Here is a 15,884-nt window from a genome sequence, read left to right on the forward strand (position 1 = left end):
GATGTTTTTTGAGGGAGAAAACGTGAGAAACTACGGCATCGATATTTGGGGAAATGACAATTTTATAGTCAAAAACGGCGAAGTCTGCATAAATCACGGCTGTAAACCGTCGATTATCGACATTACGCAAAAAGTAAGAGCATCGGGACTCAGAGGACCTTTGATACTGCGTTTTGAACATCTTATCAAAAAACAGATAGATACCCTTTTCAACTCCTTTTCAAATGCGATCGGAGAAAATAACTACAACGGAAAATTCAATGCCGTTTTTCCGTTGAAAGTAAATCAGTTTCCAAATGTCGTAGAAGCCATAACTCAAAGCGGAAAAGACAGAGGATACGGACTGGAAGCGGGTTCTAAAGCCGAACTCTTTTTGGCTATGAGTTATACGCCGCTTGGATACCCTATCACCGTAAACGGCTTCAAAGACACCGAGCTTATCGAACTGGGTTTCATCGCTGCTCACAGCGGACACAACATCACCATAACCATAGAGGGGCTGGGAGAACTTGAAACCATCCTTGACGTTGCGGCCTCATGCAACCTTACGATGCCAAACATAGGCATCCGTCTTCGTCTGCACTCTTCGGGAAGCGGAACATGGGCAAAAAGCGGCGGAATGGATGCAAAATTCGGTCTGACATCTACGGAGATACTTGAAGCGATGCAGCTTCTGCGCGATTTTGACAAGATGGCACATTTTAAGATGCTGCATTTTCATATCGGTTCGCAGATGTCTGATATCTCTCCTTTAAAAAGAGCGCTCAGAGAAGCCGGAAACATCTACGCCGAACTTAAAAAAATGGGAGCGGATGAGCTTGACAGCATCAATATCGGGGGAGGTCTTGCCGTAGAGTATTCTCAGCACAAGAGTGAATCTGCAAAAAACTACTCGATCGAAGAGTTTGCAAACGACGTTGTGTTCCTGCTTCGCGAAGTAAGCAACTCCAAATCCGTCGAACATCCCAATATATACACAGAATCGGGCCGTTTCATAGTAGCTTCTCATGCCGTGCTGGTCACTCCAGTCCTTGAACTTTTTACACAAGACTACCAGATGAAACATGTCAAGATTAAAGAGAAAAATCCTCCGCTGATCGAAGAACTGAGAGAACTGTACGATCTTTTAAATCCGAAAAATGCTATGGAATATATCCATGATGCGCTTGATCATATCGAATCTCTTTTGACTCTTTTTGATCTCGGATATATAGACCTGCAAGACAGGTCCAATGCAGAGATATTGGCACACAATATCATCAAAAAAGCGCTTTATATCTCTCAAGAAAGCCCTAATCAAGAGATAAAAAGATTGCAAGAAAGACTGCAGGAGAGATATCTTATCAACAGTTCGATATTTCAAAGTCTTCCCGACTATTGGGGACTGGGACAGAGCTTTCCCGTGATGCCGCTGGACAGACTCGATCAAAAAGCGATACGTCCGGCCTCGCTTTGGGATATCACCTGCGACAGCGACGGAGAGATAGGTTTCGATCCGAAAAAGCCGCTTTATCTGCATGATGTGGATCTTGACACCGAAGAATACTTTTTGGGATTCTTCAATGTCGGGGCTTATCAGGAAACACTCGGTATGAACCACAATCTTTTTTCTCATCCCAGCGAATGCAGCGTACAGATAAACGAGGAGGGCTTTACGCTCAATAATATCGAAGATTCGATCAGCGTTATGGATATATTAGACGATATGGGATACAATGCCCGTGAATTATTAATAAAACTTAAAACCAATCTGTTACAAAGTAACTTTATTACAGAAGAAGAAAAAAATGATACACTTCAAAAATTAGAGATATATATGTATCAAAACGGTTATCTAAGAACAACAAAGTAGAGGTATTTGCTTGGGACTATTTAGTGAAATAAGAGAAGATTTTGTAAATGCTTATAAGAACGATCCTGCACTGACGTCATATGTGAATTTTTTATTTAGTTATCCCGGAGTTTGGGCGATTGCCTGGTATCGGCTGGCGAACAGACTTCATAAAAAAGGATTTAAGAAAATAGCCCGTATGCTGATGGGTATCAACCAGATCCTCACCAATATAGACATCCATCCTGCCGCAACCATCGGAAAACATGTCTTTATAGATCATGGATTCGGTGTCGTCATCGGCGAAACGACGATCATCGAAGACAACGTACTCATCTATCAGGGCGTCACGCTAGGCGGAGTCAGCCTGGAACCCGGCAAGCGCCACCCTACGATAAAAAACAATGTCGTTATTGGTGCAGGGGCAAAAGTACTGGGAAACATCACCGTAGGCGAGCATTCAAAGATAGGAGCAAACTCCGTTGTGGTACGAAACGTGCCTGCCTGCTCTACTGCCATAGGTATTCCTGCCCACACCATAGAAAAGGGACGCTGTAAAGATCCTTTTATGCACAATATGCTCCCCGATATCAACAAAGAGATGTTTGAGTATCTGCTTAAACGTGTTGCAATACTCGAGCATATCATTATGGAAGACGACAAAAACCTTCTGGAAAAAGATATAGAACTGGAAAAGATATACGAAGCATTTATCAAGTCTATGAAAAATTGATATTTTACAACTGTAAGGCAGATAAAATCCTTTTCTTTTCTTTTCACGATTATATTAAAGTTCCTCTCAACAGACTAAATATTTTTGGTATAATTTCACAATTTATTTCACCTAAGGTATAACCATGCTTACTAAACGTATAAATGCCCTATCTGAGTCTATCACTATCGCCGTATCCAACCTTGCACAGGAGCTAAAAGCGCAGGGAAAAGATATTTTGAGTTTTTCTGCCGGCGAACCGGACTTCGATACTCCGCAGGTCATAAAAAACACAGCTATAAAAGCTATAAACGACGGTTTTACCAAATATACCGCAGTCGACGGTATACCTGCCCTCAAACAAGCGATCATAGACAAGCTTCAAAGAGAAAATTCTCTGACATACAAACCCTCTCAAGTGATTGTAAACAACGGTGCAAAACACTCTCTTTTTAACCTTTTCTCCGCAATCGTAGAAGAGGGAGACGAAGTGATCATTCCTGCTCCGTACTGGGTTACGTATCCCGAACTTGTAAAGTACTGCGGGGGAACTCCTATCGAGATCATGACAGACGATACTTCGGGCTTTAAGATGACTCCCCAGCAGCTTAAAGATGCTATCACGCCAAAAACAAAAATGATCGTCATTACCTCTCCTTCAAACCCGACAGGTTCGGTTTACACAAGAGAGGAACTAAGTGCTCTTGGCAAAATATTAGAAGGAACCGATATCATCGTAGCAAGTGACGAGATGTATGAAAAACTGATCTACGACGGAGAGTTCACTTCATCTGCGGCGGTAAGTGAAGATATGTTCAAACGTACGATAACGATCAACGGTCTGAGTAAATCCGTTGCAATGACGGGATGGCGTTTTGGTTATATGGCCGCATATCGTGAAGATATCGTAAAAGCGACTAAAACACTTCAAAGCCAAAGTACGTCAAATATCAACTCAATCACTCAAAAAGCCGCCATCACCGGTCTTGACGGAAGTGCGGACAAAGATATAGAGATGATGAGAATCGAGTTCAAAAAACGCCGTGACGAAGCAGTAAAACTGTTTAATGCAATCGAGGGACTTTCGGTATTATCACCCGCAGGTGCCTTTTACCTTTTCGTAAATATCAAAGAGGTAAGCAATAATTCCCTGCAGTTTTCAAAAGATCTTTTGGAAAAAACAGGTGTTGCAGTCGTTCCGGGCGTCGGCTTTGGCAGCGAGGGGTATTTCAGATTTAGTTTTGCCACGGATATCGAGAGTATAAGAGAGGGTATCAAACGCATCGAAGAGTTCGTAAAGACTCTCCGATAATCTTTTTTTTCTTACATGCAAAGATGTGCGTGTAAGAAGTTTCGCATCTACTTTAACTTCGTAAGTGCTTCTATAACTTCATTTAAATTTTCTAAAGGGATATGAACCTTCCAATCCGGTTCGCTCGCTATGCCTGCCAAGGATATTCCTATGCTTGCAACAGTACCGCTGCCTGCACCGTAAGGTTCCTCTATCTTGGATACGGATATTACGCCTTTGTTCGTACCGTGTAAGTGTATCGTCGTTTCTATCGTGTTTTGAGACATATTAGCACCTTTTTATAGTTTTATTTTATAAGTCTAGCCAATTTTCCTTGAAGTTTCAACCACATTTTATGATCCATCAAAGGAAAGCCTGCAAACGTCTTTCCGCTCTCTTTTATGGATTTGCTCACTCCGCTTCTTGCTGCAAGGGTAGTAAAAGGCGCTATCTCCAAATGCCCCGAAGTTGCACTCTGACCGCCCATGACCACATTTCGTCCGAGTTTTGAAGATCCGGCTATTCCCGTTTGCGAGACAAGGACGCTGTACTCGCCTATCTCACTGTTATGTCCGATCTGGACAAGATTGTCTATACGAACCCCTTTTTTGATAAGCGTCGTAGTAAAAGCCGCTCTGTCTATGGTAGTAGAACTACCTATCTCCACATCGTTTTCTATCACGACATTACCGTTTTGGTATATCTTTGTGTGCTCGCCTCTTTTGTTCGTCGCAAAACCGAATCCGTCGCTTCCGATAGTCGTATTGGCATGGATGATGCAGTCGCTGCCTATTTTACAATCGCGGTACACGACGACACCAGGGTACAAGATGGTGTTATCACCGACGATACAGCCGCTTCCGATATAGACGTTTGCCATTATAGTACAGTTTTTACCCACAACGGCACCGTTTGCTATCTCGGCTTTGGGAGAAACTTTCGTGCCCTCGCCTATTACTGCTTTTGGTGCATCTTCATCTTCGATATCCGGTGCGAAGTATTTTGTGATTTTTGCCATCATAAGATAGGGTTCGTCTACTATCAAAGCGATGGCATGGCGCGGAACGCTATCTACAGTCGCTTTATCGACTATGATCGCTCCCGCTTGAGAATTTTCGACATCTTTAAAATATTTTGAATTTGTCACAAATGAGATTTGTGAAGAAGTTGCATCTTTTAAAGTATTTATACCTGTAACTTCAAATGATGCTCCATTGTAATCGATACCTATAAGTTTTGCTATCTCTTTTATATCCATTTGTTACTCTTTTATCAGTTTTGCTATCTTGCTTTGAAGCTTCATCCACTCCTTGTGAGGCATAAGAGGATATCCGCTCCAGACACCTTTGGGCTCTTTTATCGATTTTGTTATCCCGCTTCTTGCGGTAAAAGTAGAAAAAGGCGCGATATCCAGATGATCCGTAAATGCGCTCTGTCCGCTTACAACACAATTGCGTCCGAGTTTTGTGGAGCCGCCTACACCCGATTGCGCCACAAAAAGGCTGTATTCGCCGATCTCGCAGTTATGCCCTATATGGATGAAATTATCCAGCTTTACACCTTTTTTTATACGCGTAGAACCAAATACCGCTCTGTCTATGGCACAGTTTGCGCCGATCTCCACATCGTCTTCGATGATCACGTTTCCGTTTTGGTATATCTTGACATGCTCGCCCGCGGCGGTATGTGAAAACCCGAATCCGTCCGCACCTACGACAGCTCCGCTGTGGATAATACAGTCACTCCCTATACGACAGTCGCGATATACCGTGGTATTGGCATAAAGCGTCGTATTGTCGCCCACTTGTACATGAGAGCCGAGATACACGCCTGCCATTATCGTGCAGTTTTTGCCGATGACCACTCCGTTTTCGACATTGGCTCTCTTATCGACATAGCTTCCTTCGCCGAAAACAGGATCGGGTGCGTTGAAATCTATCTTTTTGGGAGCAAAAAGTTTTGTGGCGTACGCCATTTGAAGAGAAACGTTGTCGCAAACGATATATGAAGAGTTTTGCGGCAGACTCCCGATCAAAGAGGAAGGTATCAAAAATGCCGAAGCATTGGAGTTCTTTAGATCGGTCGCGTATTTTTTATGTTCGGCGAAGCTTAGCTGACCGATCATGGCATCCGTAAGATTGTTCATGGATGTTATCTCGACATCTTCTCCGCTGTGTTTGCAAGCAAGAGCCTCGGCTATGTCAGACAGCAACATATCAACGCTCTAGTGCGACTGCACCGCTTCTGACTATCTCTTTTGGATGAAAACGTTTGATGGCAGACAAAAAGTAATCGACTCTTTTTGGCTCGTCTGCGACCATTGTAATGATCACCTCTTCGCTTACGTTGACTATGTTTCCGTTATAGGCCGAACAAAGAGCGGATATATCTGCCAGATTTTCCGTGATCGGGAATTTAACGAGCGCCATCTCTTTTTCTACCAGATCGGCGTGTTCGATAACCTTTAAAACCGGTATGAGCTTATGAAGCTGTTTTGTGATCTGTTCTATCACGCGTACCGAACCCGAGGTAACTATCGTAAGACGGGAGTATCTGCTCTCTGGTATCGGCGCTACTGTGAGAGACGTAATGTTATAACCGCGTCCCGAGAAAAGGTCTGTAATACGAGACAGCACGCTGGCTTCGTTTATCACGATAACCGAGATTACACGTCTTTCTGCTGCTTCCATTTACTTCTCCTTATACTCTAACATCATATTAAACAGTGAACCGCCCGATGGGACCATCGGCATAACGTTCTCCAATCTGTGGACTTTTACGTCGATAAAAGCGACCACGTTCTTCTCAATCGCATCTTTGAGTGCCGCATCGAACTCCTCTTTCGTACTTACTCTGTAGCCTACTCCGCCAAAAGCCTCCGCAAGCTTTACGAAATCCGGCTGCATGGAGAGATCCGTCTCGGAGTGGCGTTTATTGTAAAAAAGCGTCTGCCATTGGCGAACCATCCCAAGATAGTTGTTATTGAGGATGATATTGATGACCGGCAGTTTCTGCTCAACTGCAGTCATCAGTTCCTGAATGTTCATAAGTATCGAACCGTCACCCGTAAAATTGACACTTATCCGCTTCGGATCGGCAGCTTTAACACCTACTGCCGCAGGAAAGCCGAATCCCATTGTCCCAAGACCGCCGGAGCTTATGAACTGACGCGGGCGTGAAAACGGATAAAACTGAGCCGTCCACATCTGATGCTGCCCGACATCCGTCGAAATATTTGCGTTATCACCGAGCGTCTCGCCTACTCTTTTAATGACCCATTGCGGTTTCAAGTCTTCGCTGTCCTCTTTAAACGAAAGAGGATGAAGCTTGTTAAAGTTCGCAATCGTATCCAGCCAAGGAGTATAACGCTCTTTGTCTATGGTCGTCTTGGCAATATCGAGCATACTTTTAACAACATGCTTGATATCTCCTACTATCGGAAAATCGGCATTGACAAGTTTGGATATACTCGCAGGATCGATATCCACATGGATGATCTTCGCACCTTTTGCAAACTCGCTCAGTTTTCCCGTAACGCGGTCGTCAAATCTTGCCCCCAAACCGATGACCAGATCTGTTTCGCTCATAGCCATATTTGCCGCATAGCTTCCGTGCATACCCAGCATCGAGATCAAAAGAGGATCGTCGTACTTGAGCGTACCGCGTGCCATAAATGTCTCAACAGCGGGAATTCCGGTGTTTTTAACCAGCTTTCTAACCTCTTCAGAAGCATTCGAATTTATGATACCACCGCCCAAATAAAACAGCGGACGTTTCGCATTTTTTATCGCATCGACAGCTTTTTTTATCTGTCTGGTATTGCCTTTGGTTGTCGGCTTATAGGTCTCGATATCGACCTCTTTTGAATAATCGAACTTTGCTATCTGCGCGGTTACGTCTTTTGGAATATCGACATGAACAGGACCCGGACGGCCTGTACGTGCGATATAAAAAGCCTCTTTTAAGACGCGAGGCAGATCAGCGGCATCGGTAACAAGATAGTTGTGTTTTGTACAAGAACGGCTGATCCCGACCGCATCGATCTCTTGAAATGCATCCGTACCGATAAGGCTCATAGGAACCTGTCCGCTGATAACGACTAAAGGAACGGAGTCCATATACGCATCCGCAAGACCCGTGACGGCATTGGTAAATCCAGGTCCGCTTGTGATCATCGCCACACCGACTTTACCGCTGGCCTTTGAATAACCTTCTGCCGCATGGACGGCAGCTTGTTCATGACGAGTCAAAATATGTTTAAAAGAGTTTTGTTTGTATATCTCATCATAGACGTTCATGATCGCGCCACCCGGATAACCGAATATTGTATCAACTTCTTCAGCGATCAATGCTTCAATGACCATCTGTGCGCCACTAATCTGCATATCGTCTCCTTTTTAAAAATTCGCTAATTATATAGATAAAGAGCTATATATTAGGTTAAATTTGCTTAATTTTATCTATTTTAAGTGTTTATTTATCACACTTTTTCGCAAGAGGAAAGTGCTATCCCCTCTCTAAGCCCGTCATCGATCACGACGGAGCTTTCATACCCCAGAGCTTCGTAGAGCTTTTCAACTATGATTATCCCCGAGATTATGAGGTCCTCTCGTCCTACTCCGACGTAAAAAGATCTTTTTGCATCCTCCATATCAAGAAGTTCGTTCATCACCTTTTTACAGCCCTGTACATCGAGCTTGTAGCCGTTTATTTTTGTCGGATCGTAAGAGTTGTAATTCATCCCTTGCAGGTACCCTGCGATGGTGGTCGGCGTACCCGCCGTCTGAACAAAAATATCGGGCTTTTTATGCATTTTATAATAAGAGTTTATATACTCTTTTACGGGGATCAAAAGCTTTTCAAGATTGCTTTGTATCTCCAGTGTGTTCCCCGAGATATCCGTAAGCGTGACTATCCCTATATTAAAGCTTTTGGAGGTAATGATTCCGTTGTCGTAAAAAATTATCTCCGTCGAACCGCCGCCTATATCTACAAGTGCAAACGATGACGAGGGCAAAGCCAGGATGTCGAGTCTGTTTTTCACGGCTTTTGTCGTATATCTTGCTTCTTTATCGCCGTCTATGATCTCAAATTTCAATCCCGTTTTAACATATATCTCTTTTAAAACGGCATCCGAATTGAGCGCCTGGCGCATCGCTTCGGTCGTTACCGCGCATACCTCATGAGATGCAAAATCAAGCTTGTCTTGAGCCTTTTTAATGGCGTCTATGACCCTTTTTAGGGCATTTTCATTGATAGTTTTGTTTACATGCAGGTTTTCTGCAGTTTTGACAATGGCTTCATACTCTTCGCCCCACTCTTTTGTATCACAATCGTAAGTGATACATCTAAGAGTGTTCGAACCCAGATCTATGGCTATCATATGGGTTTTAGTTTATATATCTGCTCAGATATCCCTCTTTTTGCAAGACGGATATGATCTGCTCTTGATGCTCTTCACCCTTCGTTTCAAGATGGATGGTCACGTTTGCATCCCCGTAATCAAGTGAGATGGATGTCCTGTCATAAGAGATATGCACGATATTGGCATTGAGCTCTTTGAGTATCTCCGTCAGTCTCATCAGTGAACCCGGTTTATCGACAAGAGTCACCGTCAGCTTCATCTTGCGGCTTGATTTTATGAGACCCTTTTCGATGATGACCGAAAGCAGCGTGACGTCCATATTTCCGCCGCTTAACACGACCGCTACTTTTTTGTCTTTCAACTCGGGAAGCTCGTTATGCAAAAGTGCCGCCACGCCAACGGCTCCGGCACCTTCGACAACCAGTTTTTGACGTTCCAAAAGGTACAAAATCGCGCTTGCGATCTCTTCGTCGTCCACGGTTATAAACTTGTCCACACTCTCCATGATGTATCCGAGGGTAACGGCAGAACAATCCCTTACTGCAATACCATCGGCAATGGTTCTTACAGAAATAGAATCCACCGGACGCCCCAACTCATAAGAGTTTTTCAGTGCGGGCGCGCCTTTTGCGCTTACTCCGATGACTTGAATATCCGGATTTAATGCTTTAAAAGCCTTTGCCATACCCGAGATAAGCCCGCCGCCGCCGACGGGAATCAAAACGGCATCCAGCTCTTTTGCCTGTTCCAGGATCTCCAAAGCGACGGTTCCCTGTCCCGCCATCACTTCATCGTCTTCAAAAGGATGGACGAACACTAAGGAGTTCTCCGCTCCGTATTTAAGAGCATAAGCATATGCTTCATCGTAATTCGATCCCGCAAGAATGACCTGCGCACCGTAATGTTTGACCCCGTTTATTTTTGTAAGAGGCGTCGAATCCGGCATAACGATAGTCGCTTTGATACCGAATTTTTGAGCCGAAAACGCCACGCCCTGAGCATGATTTCCCGCACTCGAAGCCACGACCCCGCTTGCTCTTTGTTCATCGCTCAAAGAGGCTATCTTGTTGTATGCACCGCGTATCTTAAACGCGCCCGTGACTTGAAGATTTTCTTTTTTCAAGTAGACCTCACAGCCCGATGCTTCACTTAAGTACGGAGCATATGAGAACGGCGTATTTACTACGACATCCCTTATACGTTCTCTTGCTTCGTATATTTTATTTATATCTAACAAACTCTTTTCCTATAGATTGCGGTGGTCTACCATCGCACATTGATTTTGAACTACTTTCATACCGGCATCCTGCGCTTTTTTAGCCGCGGCATTATTTACTATACCGATCTGCGACCAGAAAACCTTGACGTCGCCGCGCTCGATGCAGGCGTCTGCTATGGCGCCAAGAGCATCGGCTTTACGGAAAATATCGACCATATCGACTGCAAAAGGTATCTCTTTTAAAGATCTGTATACCGTTTCGCCGAGAATAGTCTCGCCCTTTGGATAAACGGGAATTATCTTGTATCCGCAATTTTGCAGATATGCCGCGACACGGTGGCTGTCTTTACCTGCATCGGGTGAAAGACCGATGACGGCGATATTTTTTACATTTGAAAAAATCTCTCTTATATCCTCTTGGCTTGAGTTTATACTCGGAAATTCACACTCCATACCGCATCCTTCTTGTATATGTCATATAGTTTATTTTAAAATGGATTGTATCCAAAAACGGCAAAGGAATCGATAAACTTTAAGAAAAATAGAGTTACACTTGTACTCTTGACATACAAGGAAGGACGTATGAGCGAAAAGGTCAAAAATATCGGGCTTAGTTCGGCCGAAGCCGAATTGCGCTTAAAAAAATACGGTCCCAATATTTCTGCCCAAAGCAGTCCTAAAAGTCTACTCTCCATTATCATCGGCGTACTGGGCGAGCCTATGTTCTTGATGCTGCTGAGTGCGGGCGGCATCTATCTTCTTCTAGGCGATCTTGCCGAAGCTCTATTTTTACTCGTTTTTGTGTTCGTGGTTATAGGCATTACCCTCATACAAGCGCATAAGACCGAACGCGCTTTGGAGTCTCTGCGAGATCTTTCGGCACCCAGAGCGTTAGTGATACGCGACGGCAAAGAGATACGCATTGCAGGTCAGAAGGTCGTTCCCGGCGACCTGCTCGTACTGCATGAAGGGGATCGCATTGCGGCTGACGGCAGGCTTGTTGAAGGACAGATCTTTGTAGATGAGTCGCTTCTTACCGGAGAGTCCATACCTCTTGGCAAAACGGCGGATACGGACGGTGAGAGTAAAACGTCAAAGATCTTTGCAAGCACCGTCATAACAAAAGGCTGTGCAACGGCGATCGCAGAACTGACGGGAAACGATACGGCCGTAGGACAGATAGGCAAATCTCTTTTAACCACATACGATACGGCTTCCGGTCTACAGATATCCTCGCGTATCATCGTTAAAAATCTCGTAATGATCGCTTTTGCGACGGTATTTGTTTTGGTACTTGTCAACTGGCTTTTAAACCAGCATTCGTTTTTACAGAGCATCCTTTCGGGCATCACTTTGGCGATGGCGATACTTCCAGAAGAGATAACCGTCATACTCACGGTCTTTCTGGCGCTTGGCGCTTGGCGCATCTCTAAGATAAACGTACTTACCCGTGATATCGCCGCCGTCGAAGCTTTAGGCACCATCACGGTTCTTGCAGCGGATAAGACGGGAACATTGACACAAAACTCTATGCAGGTGGCGGAACTCTCCGTTGACGATGCATCTTTCATCTCCTCTTCGCAAAAAAAGCTCGAAGAAAAGTTTCACTCTCTGGTGGAATTCGCGATGCTCGCTACTCCTGCCAATCCTTTTGATCCTATGGAAAAGGCTATCCACTCTTTTGGACGCGAACTTCTAAGCGGCACCGAACATATCCATGACAACAGCATCCCCGATTTTGAGTATGAGCTCTGTGCCGAAATACTTGCAATGACACGCGTACTCTCAACTTCAGATCCTTCGCTTTATATGCTTGCGACAAAAGGCGCACCCGAAGCCGTGGCTGATCTGTGCCACCTGCCAAAGGATGAGCTCGAAGATATCGAACAAAGAGTAGAAGCGATGGCGCAGCGCGGGCTTCGTGTGCTTGGAGTGGCCCGCGGAGAGTGGCGAAAAAAAGATCAAGACCAAAACTGGCCCAAAAGCCAGCATGATTTCGATTTCACTTTTTTAGGTCTCATCGGCTTTATCGACCCGTTACGCGAAGAGGTGCCAAAAGCCGTTAAGACATGTCAAGACGCCGGCATAAAAGTACTTATGCTCACTGGCGATCACCCCATGACAGCAGGAGCAATAGCCGCGCAAGCCGGTTTATCTAAAGATAGCGGGATCATTCTGGGCGACGAGATAGAGACTCTTGATGACGATACTTTAAAAGAGCGCTTGAAAGAAACTGCGATCTGCGCACGCATGCGGCCCGAACATAAACTCAGACTTGTGCAGGTACTCCAAGATTCTGGCGAAATAGTCGCAATGACGGGTGACGGCGTCAACGATGCACCTGCACTTAAAGCCTCAAACGTAGGCATCGCCATGGGACAAAGAGGCACGGACGTCGCCAGAGAATCGGCATCGCTTGTCCTGCTCGACGACAGCTTTGCAAGCATTACCGACGCCGTTGCACAAGGAAGACGCATCTACGACAACATAACAAAAGCCACGCGCTTCGCGTTTGCCGTGCACCTGCCTATCATCATGCTCACTCTTTTGCCGGCACTGCTTCAATGGCCCATCCTTTTGATGCCCGCACATATCGTATTGCTACAGCTTCTCATCGACCCCGCCTGCTCTATCGTCTTTGAATCCGAACCCGCCGCCGCCGATATCATGAAACGTCCTCCGCGAAGGATCGGTGAAAGCCCTTTCTCAATAAAAAACGTAAAACATGCTCTGATGCAGGGAGGCGGTATCGCATTTATACTGATGGCGGGAGATGCTTTGCTTCAGCAGATGCAGTGGAACGATGCGGCTATCCGCATGAGCATCTTCATCTCTTTTGTCTTAACGCTCTTTTTCTTGATATTGGCAAACCGTACACTGACATATACGGTAAAATCGTATGCAAGAGAGCACAATCCTTGGATGATCTTTATGTTCGGTGGCGTGGCACTCATCCTCGCGAGCATCATCTTTATACCGGCGCTCCGGGAGATCATGCGCTTTTCGCCGATCGAAGCCTCCATACTTCTTGCTGCTCTTTTCCTTTTTTTGAGCAACGGAGCCTGGCTGTTTCTGCTGCATTTTTCAAACTCTTTAGGGTTAAAAAATACAAAAGGAGATTAGATCATCTCCTCTATTACTACGTTGTTCTTTCCTTTTGCTTTCGCTCTGTAAAGCAGCTCGTCGACATGCTTGTAAAAGGCTGTTTTGTCACTGACGGTGTTTTTATTTTTACCGAAATCTATAAAGACGACCCCTATTGAAACGGTCACATGCGGTGCAGCCGTATTTGCCTTATGCTCGATGTTTTCACTCTCTATCGATCCGCGTATCTTTTCGGCAATATCATATACGCTCTTTTCGTCCTCGACGCTGTATATCGCGCCAAACTCTTCACCGCCTATTCTAAACGCATAATCGCCCGACCTTCTCATATCCTCTTTTAACACCCTGCCGATGCTGATAAGCACATCGTCTCCCATTTGGTGCCCGTACGTATCGTTATACATCTTGAAGCTGTCCACATCCAAAAAGAGCAGACAAAATATTTTTTTATCTCTTTTTACCCTTTTTATCTCTTTATCGAAGATATCATCGAAATAGCGTCTGTTGTAAAGTTTTGTCAAAGGGTCCGTAATAGACAGCTCTTCTATCAGCTTTTTATTCGTAATATCCTGACGGATCGCGTTATACCCTATGATATCGCCCTCTTCGTCAAAATCGGGATATATATTTGTCTCGACCCAGTAAGCCATACCGTCTTTGCTTTTATTTTTTATCTCACCGCGCCAGACTTTGCCCTGTTGAATGGTGCTCCACATATTTTCATATATGGAAGCGGGCATATCCGGATGTCTTATGATGTTGTACTCTTTTCCTATCAGTTCTTTAGCCGAGTAGCCTGTTATCTTGCAAAACGCTTTACTTACGCTTGTGGTGATCCCTTTTACATCCGTATGGGATATAAGAACGTTCTCATCGACGAGTTTGATATATTTGTCCAGCTCTTTTTGCGCCTTTTTAACTATCGTAACATCGTGCGAGAAGATAGATATCTGTTCTAGGTTCCCGTCATTGTCAAATATCGGATAGAGATGGTTTTTAAAAGTATTTTCTTCTAATTTTTCCTCATACATAACAGGCTTTTTGGTCACAATAAGTTTATTAATATATTCTCCTCTTATAAGCGAACTCTTATCCGAAGTATAATCAAAGAGTTTTTTCCCTTTCAAGCTTTCCACCGTGTTCTTTAGGCGTTTAGCCGCTATTTCATTTATCTCCACGATGGTCTCGTTAATGGTTATAAGAATGATGGAAACGACAGGAGAGTTCAAAAGTGCTTTGATGGTCTGTTCTCTTTTATTTCTTTCGGTCATATCTATACCTACGGCTATGATATACTCTATATCTCCGTTTTCATCCGTAAGACAGGAGTTCGACCATGCAAAAGGTACATGTGCGCCGTCTTTTACGATCCAGACGTTCTCATGCGAGTTGGGAAAATCACCTGCGACAAGGTTATTGAACACCTCTTTGACCTTCGGACGGATATCTTGTGGTATGAACATCTCCCAAGCTACTTTTCCTTCAATCTCTTTTTGCGTATATCCCGTCAAATCCTGTACGGCTTTGTTGCTGAGGACTATCTCACCCTTAGTGTTCATTACGATGATTATACTGCCGGCATGATCGAGCAGCGCCATATGAAAATCTCTCTCTTTTTGCAGCAATGCGGAGGAGTCTTGCACTTTGTTTAGCAGTTCCTTAAGATTGCCGTTTCTCTCGGCTATGCGTTGCTGCATGATATGCAGAGTGTTGGAGAGGATATATATCTCATCCCCTTTTCTTCCGACGTTGGGAATGATGATCTGATCGTCCTGAGCTATCTTTTCTGCGGATGCGGTCAATATATTTAACGAGCGGGTCAATCTGTGCCCTACCACATAGGCGATGATCATGCTCAGCAATATCTCTATAAAAACAAGAAAAAAGGTTAGGTTTCTGTTGTTTTCTATGGCTTCTATACTGTCCGTGACTTCAAATATGATCTTTGCGGTGCCGATATTCTTCTCGTTTATTTTGATCGGCAGGTTATCAAGTCTGAATGTTCTGTCGTCTATTTCTATATTTGAGATATTGTTTCTAAAAATATGTTTATACGTCGGGATATCATCATGCAGATGTGAGATGAGTCTGCCTTGACCATCAAAGATTTTGACCGCAACGATATCTTTAATTTCAGCAAAACTTTCAACCGCATTATCAAGGGTCGCAAGATCATATACTACGAGCGGTGTTTTGACCAGTTCTGTAAAGAGCCGGCTGGAAGCTTCTATCTTGTCTTTGATCAAAGATTTCGAAAGATAATCCAACGTCGAAAAGTTAAAAGAAACGATCAATGAGATAAATATCGCTTCTATCGTTACAAAAGAGAGGATGAACCTGTATTTAAAAGACAATTTCATA

The 15,884-nt window shown here is 44.3% G+C and carries 13 protein-coding genes; 4 read left to right on the top strand and 9 right to left on the bottom strand.

Translation table 11 applies throughout. The features are described from left to right. Window position 1: 1 nt before the first annotated feature. The 3 genes from speA to WCY03_RS06340 all read left to right on the top strand — a co-directional run bounded on the left by speA (window position 2) and on the right by WCY03_RS06340 (window position 3,855). Complete coding sequence (gene speA / locus WCY03_RS06330; protein WP_345991255.1) at window positions 2–1,852, top strand: biosynthetic arginine decarboxylase; 1,851 nt, start codon at window positions 2–4, stop codon at window positions 1,850–1,852. Between the two features lie 10 nt (window positions 1,853–1,862). Next, entirely contained in the window at window positions 1,863–2,564 is a 702-nt protein-coding gene (gene cysE, locus WCY03_RS06335; protein ID WP_345991257.1) for a serine O-acetyltransferase, read from the top strand. Window positions 2,565–2,688: 124 nt separating this feature from the next. Then, window positions 2,689–3,855: a pyridoxal phosphate-dependent aminotransferase gene (locus WCY03_RS06340; RefSeq protein WP_345991259.1), complete on the top strand. Its 1,167-nt coding sequence runs from the start codon at window positions 2,689–2,691 to the stop codon at window positions 3,853–3,855. 47 nt (window positions 3,856–3,902) lie between these two features. Here the strand turns inward: WCY03_RS06340 and WCY03_RS06345 are convergent, their stop codons facing one another. The 8 genes from WCY03_RS06345 to WCY03_RS06380 form a co-directional block, all read right to left on the bottom strand. Further along, on the bottom strand, window positions 3,903–4,121 hold the full coding sequence (locus WCY03_RS06345; protein WP_345991260.1) for a hypothetical protein: 219 nt from the start codon (window positions 4,119–4,121) through the stop codon (window positions 3,903–3,905). Window positions 4,122–4,141: 20 nt separating this feature from the next. Beyond that, on the bottom strand, window positions 4,142–5,092 hold the full coding sequence (gene lpxD, locus WCY03_RS06350; protein WP_345991262.1) for a UDP-3-O-(3-hydroxymyristoyl)glucosamine N-acyltransferase: 951 nt from the start codon (window positions 5,090–5,092) through the stop codon (window positions 4,142–4,144). 3 nt (window positions 5,093–5,095) lie between these two features. Then, entirely contained in the window at window positions 5,096–6,049 is a 954-nt protein-coding gene (lpxD, locus tag WCY03_RS06355; RefSeq protein ID WP_345991264.1) for a UDP-3-O-(3-hydroxymyristoyl)glucosamine N-acyltransferase, read from the bottom strand. 1 nt (window position 6,050) lies between these two features. Next, window positions 6,051–6,524, bottom strand: a complete 474-nt coding sequence (gene ilvN, locus WCY03_RS06360; RefSeq protein ID WP_345991266.1) for an acetolactate synthase small subunit — start codon at window positions 6,522–6,524, stop codon at window positions 6,051–6,053. After that, window positions 6,525–8,219, bottom strand: a complete 1,695-nt coding sequence (locus tag WCY03_RS06365) for an acetolactate synthase large subunit (RefSeq protein ID WP_345991267.1) — start codon at window positions 8,217–8,219, stop codon at window positions 6,525–6,527. Between the two features lie 95 nt (window positions 8,220–8,314). Then, window positions 8,315–9,217 (bottom strand): phosphatase, encoded by a 903-nt coding sequence (locus WCY03_RS06370; RefSeq protein ID WP_345991269.1) that lies wholly within the window; start codon window positions 9,215–9,217, stop codon window positions 8,315–8,317. 7 nt (window positions 9,218–9,224) lie between these two features. Continuing rightward, entirely contained in the window at window positions 9,225–10,436 is a 1,212-nt protein-coding gene (gene ilvA, locus WCY03_RS06375; protein ID WP_345991271.1) for a threonine ammonia-lyase, read from the bottom strand. Window positions 10,437–10,445: 9 nt separating this feature from the next. Beyond that, window positions 10,446–10,871 (bottom strand): CoA-binding protein, encoded by a 426-nt coding sequence (locus WCY03_RS06380; RefSeq protein ID WP_345991273.1) that lies wholly within the window; start codon window positions 10,869–10,871, stop codon window positions 10,446–10,448. A gap of 129 nt (window positions 10,872–11,000) precedes the next feature. On the opposite strand from WCY03_RS06380, the gene WCY03_RS06385 reads away from it, so the two are divergent. Continuing rightward, window positions 11,001–13,541: a cation-translocating P-type ATPase gene (locus tag WCY03_RS06385; protein WP_345991275.1), complete on the top strand. Its 2,541-nt coding sequence runs from the start codon at window positions 11,001–11,003 to the stop codon at window positions 13,539–13,541. Here WCY03_RS06385 and WCY03_RS06390 read toward each other — a convergent pair. Next, entirely contained in the window at window positions 13,538–15,883 is a 2,346-nt protein-coding gene (locus WCY03_RS06390; RefSeq protein ID WP_345991277.1) for a PAS domain S-box protein, read from the bottom strand. The two genes, WCY03_RS06385 and WCY03_RS06390, sit on opposite strands and share 4 nt — an antisense overlap. Between the last annotated feature and the right edge of the window lies 1 nt (window position 15,884).

Source organism: Sulfurimonas sp. HSL-1716, from assembly GCF_039645975.1.
Lineage (GTDB): Bacteria > Campylobacterota > Campylobacteria > Campylobacterales > Sulfurimonadaceae > Hydrocurvibacter > Hydrocurvibacter sulfurireducens.

Coding starts and splice junctions, on each gene's coding strand:
- WCY03_RS06385 (WP_345991275.1), top strand. CDS start 11,001: ATGAGCGAAAAGGTCAAAAATATCGGGCTTAGTTCGGCCGAAGCCGAA.
- WCY03_RS06390 (WP_345991277.1), bottom strand. CDS start 15,883: ATGAAATTGTCTTTTAAATACAGGTTCATCCTCTCTTTTGTAACGATA.
- speA (WP_345991255.1), top strand. CDS start 2: ATGTTTTTTGAGGGAGAAAACGTGAGAAACTACGGCATCGATATTTGG.
- WCY03_RS06365 (WP_345991267.1), bottom strand. CDS start 8,219: ATGCAGATTAGTGGCGCACAGATGGTCATTGAAGCATTGATCGCTGAA.
- lpxD (WP_345991262.1), bottom strand. CDS start 5,092: ATGGATATAAAAGAGATAGCAAAACTTATAGGTATCGATTACAATGGA.
- WCY03_RS06340 (WP_345991259.1), top strand. CDS start 2,689: ATGCTTACTAAACGTATAAATGCCCTATCTGAGTCTATCACTATCGCC.
- WCY03_RS06345 (WP_345991260.1), bottom strand. CDS start 4,121: ATGTCTCAAAACACGATAGAAACGACGATACACTTACACGGTACGAAC.
- WCY03_RS06380 (WP_345991273.1), bottom strand. CDS start 10,871: ATGGAGTGTGAATTTCCGAGTATAAACTCAAGCCAAGAGGATATAAGA.
- WCY03_RS06370 (WP_345991269.1), bottom strand. CDS start 9,217: ATGATAGCCATAGATCTGGGTTCGAACACTCTTAGATGTATCACTTAC.
- ilvN (WP_345991266.1), bottom strand. CDS start 6,524: ATGGAAGCAGCAGAAAGACGTGTAATCTCGGTTATCGTGATAAACGAA.
- lpxD (WP_345991264.1), bottom strand. CDS start 6,049: ATGTTGCTGTCTGACATAGCCGAGGCTCTTGCTTGCAAACACAGCGGA.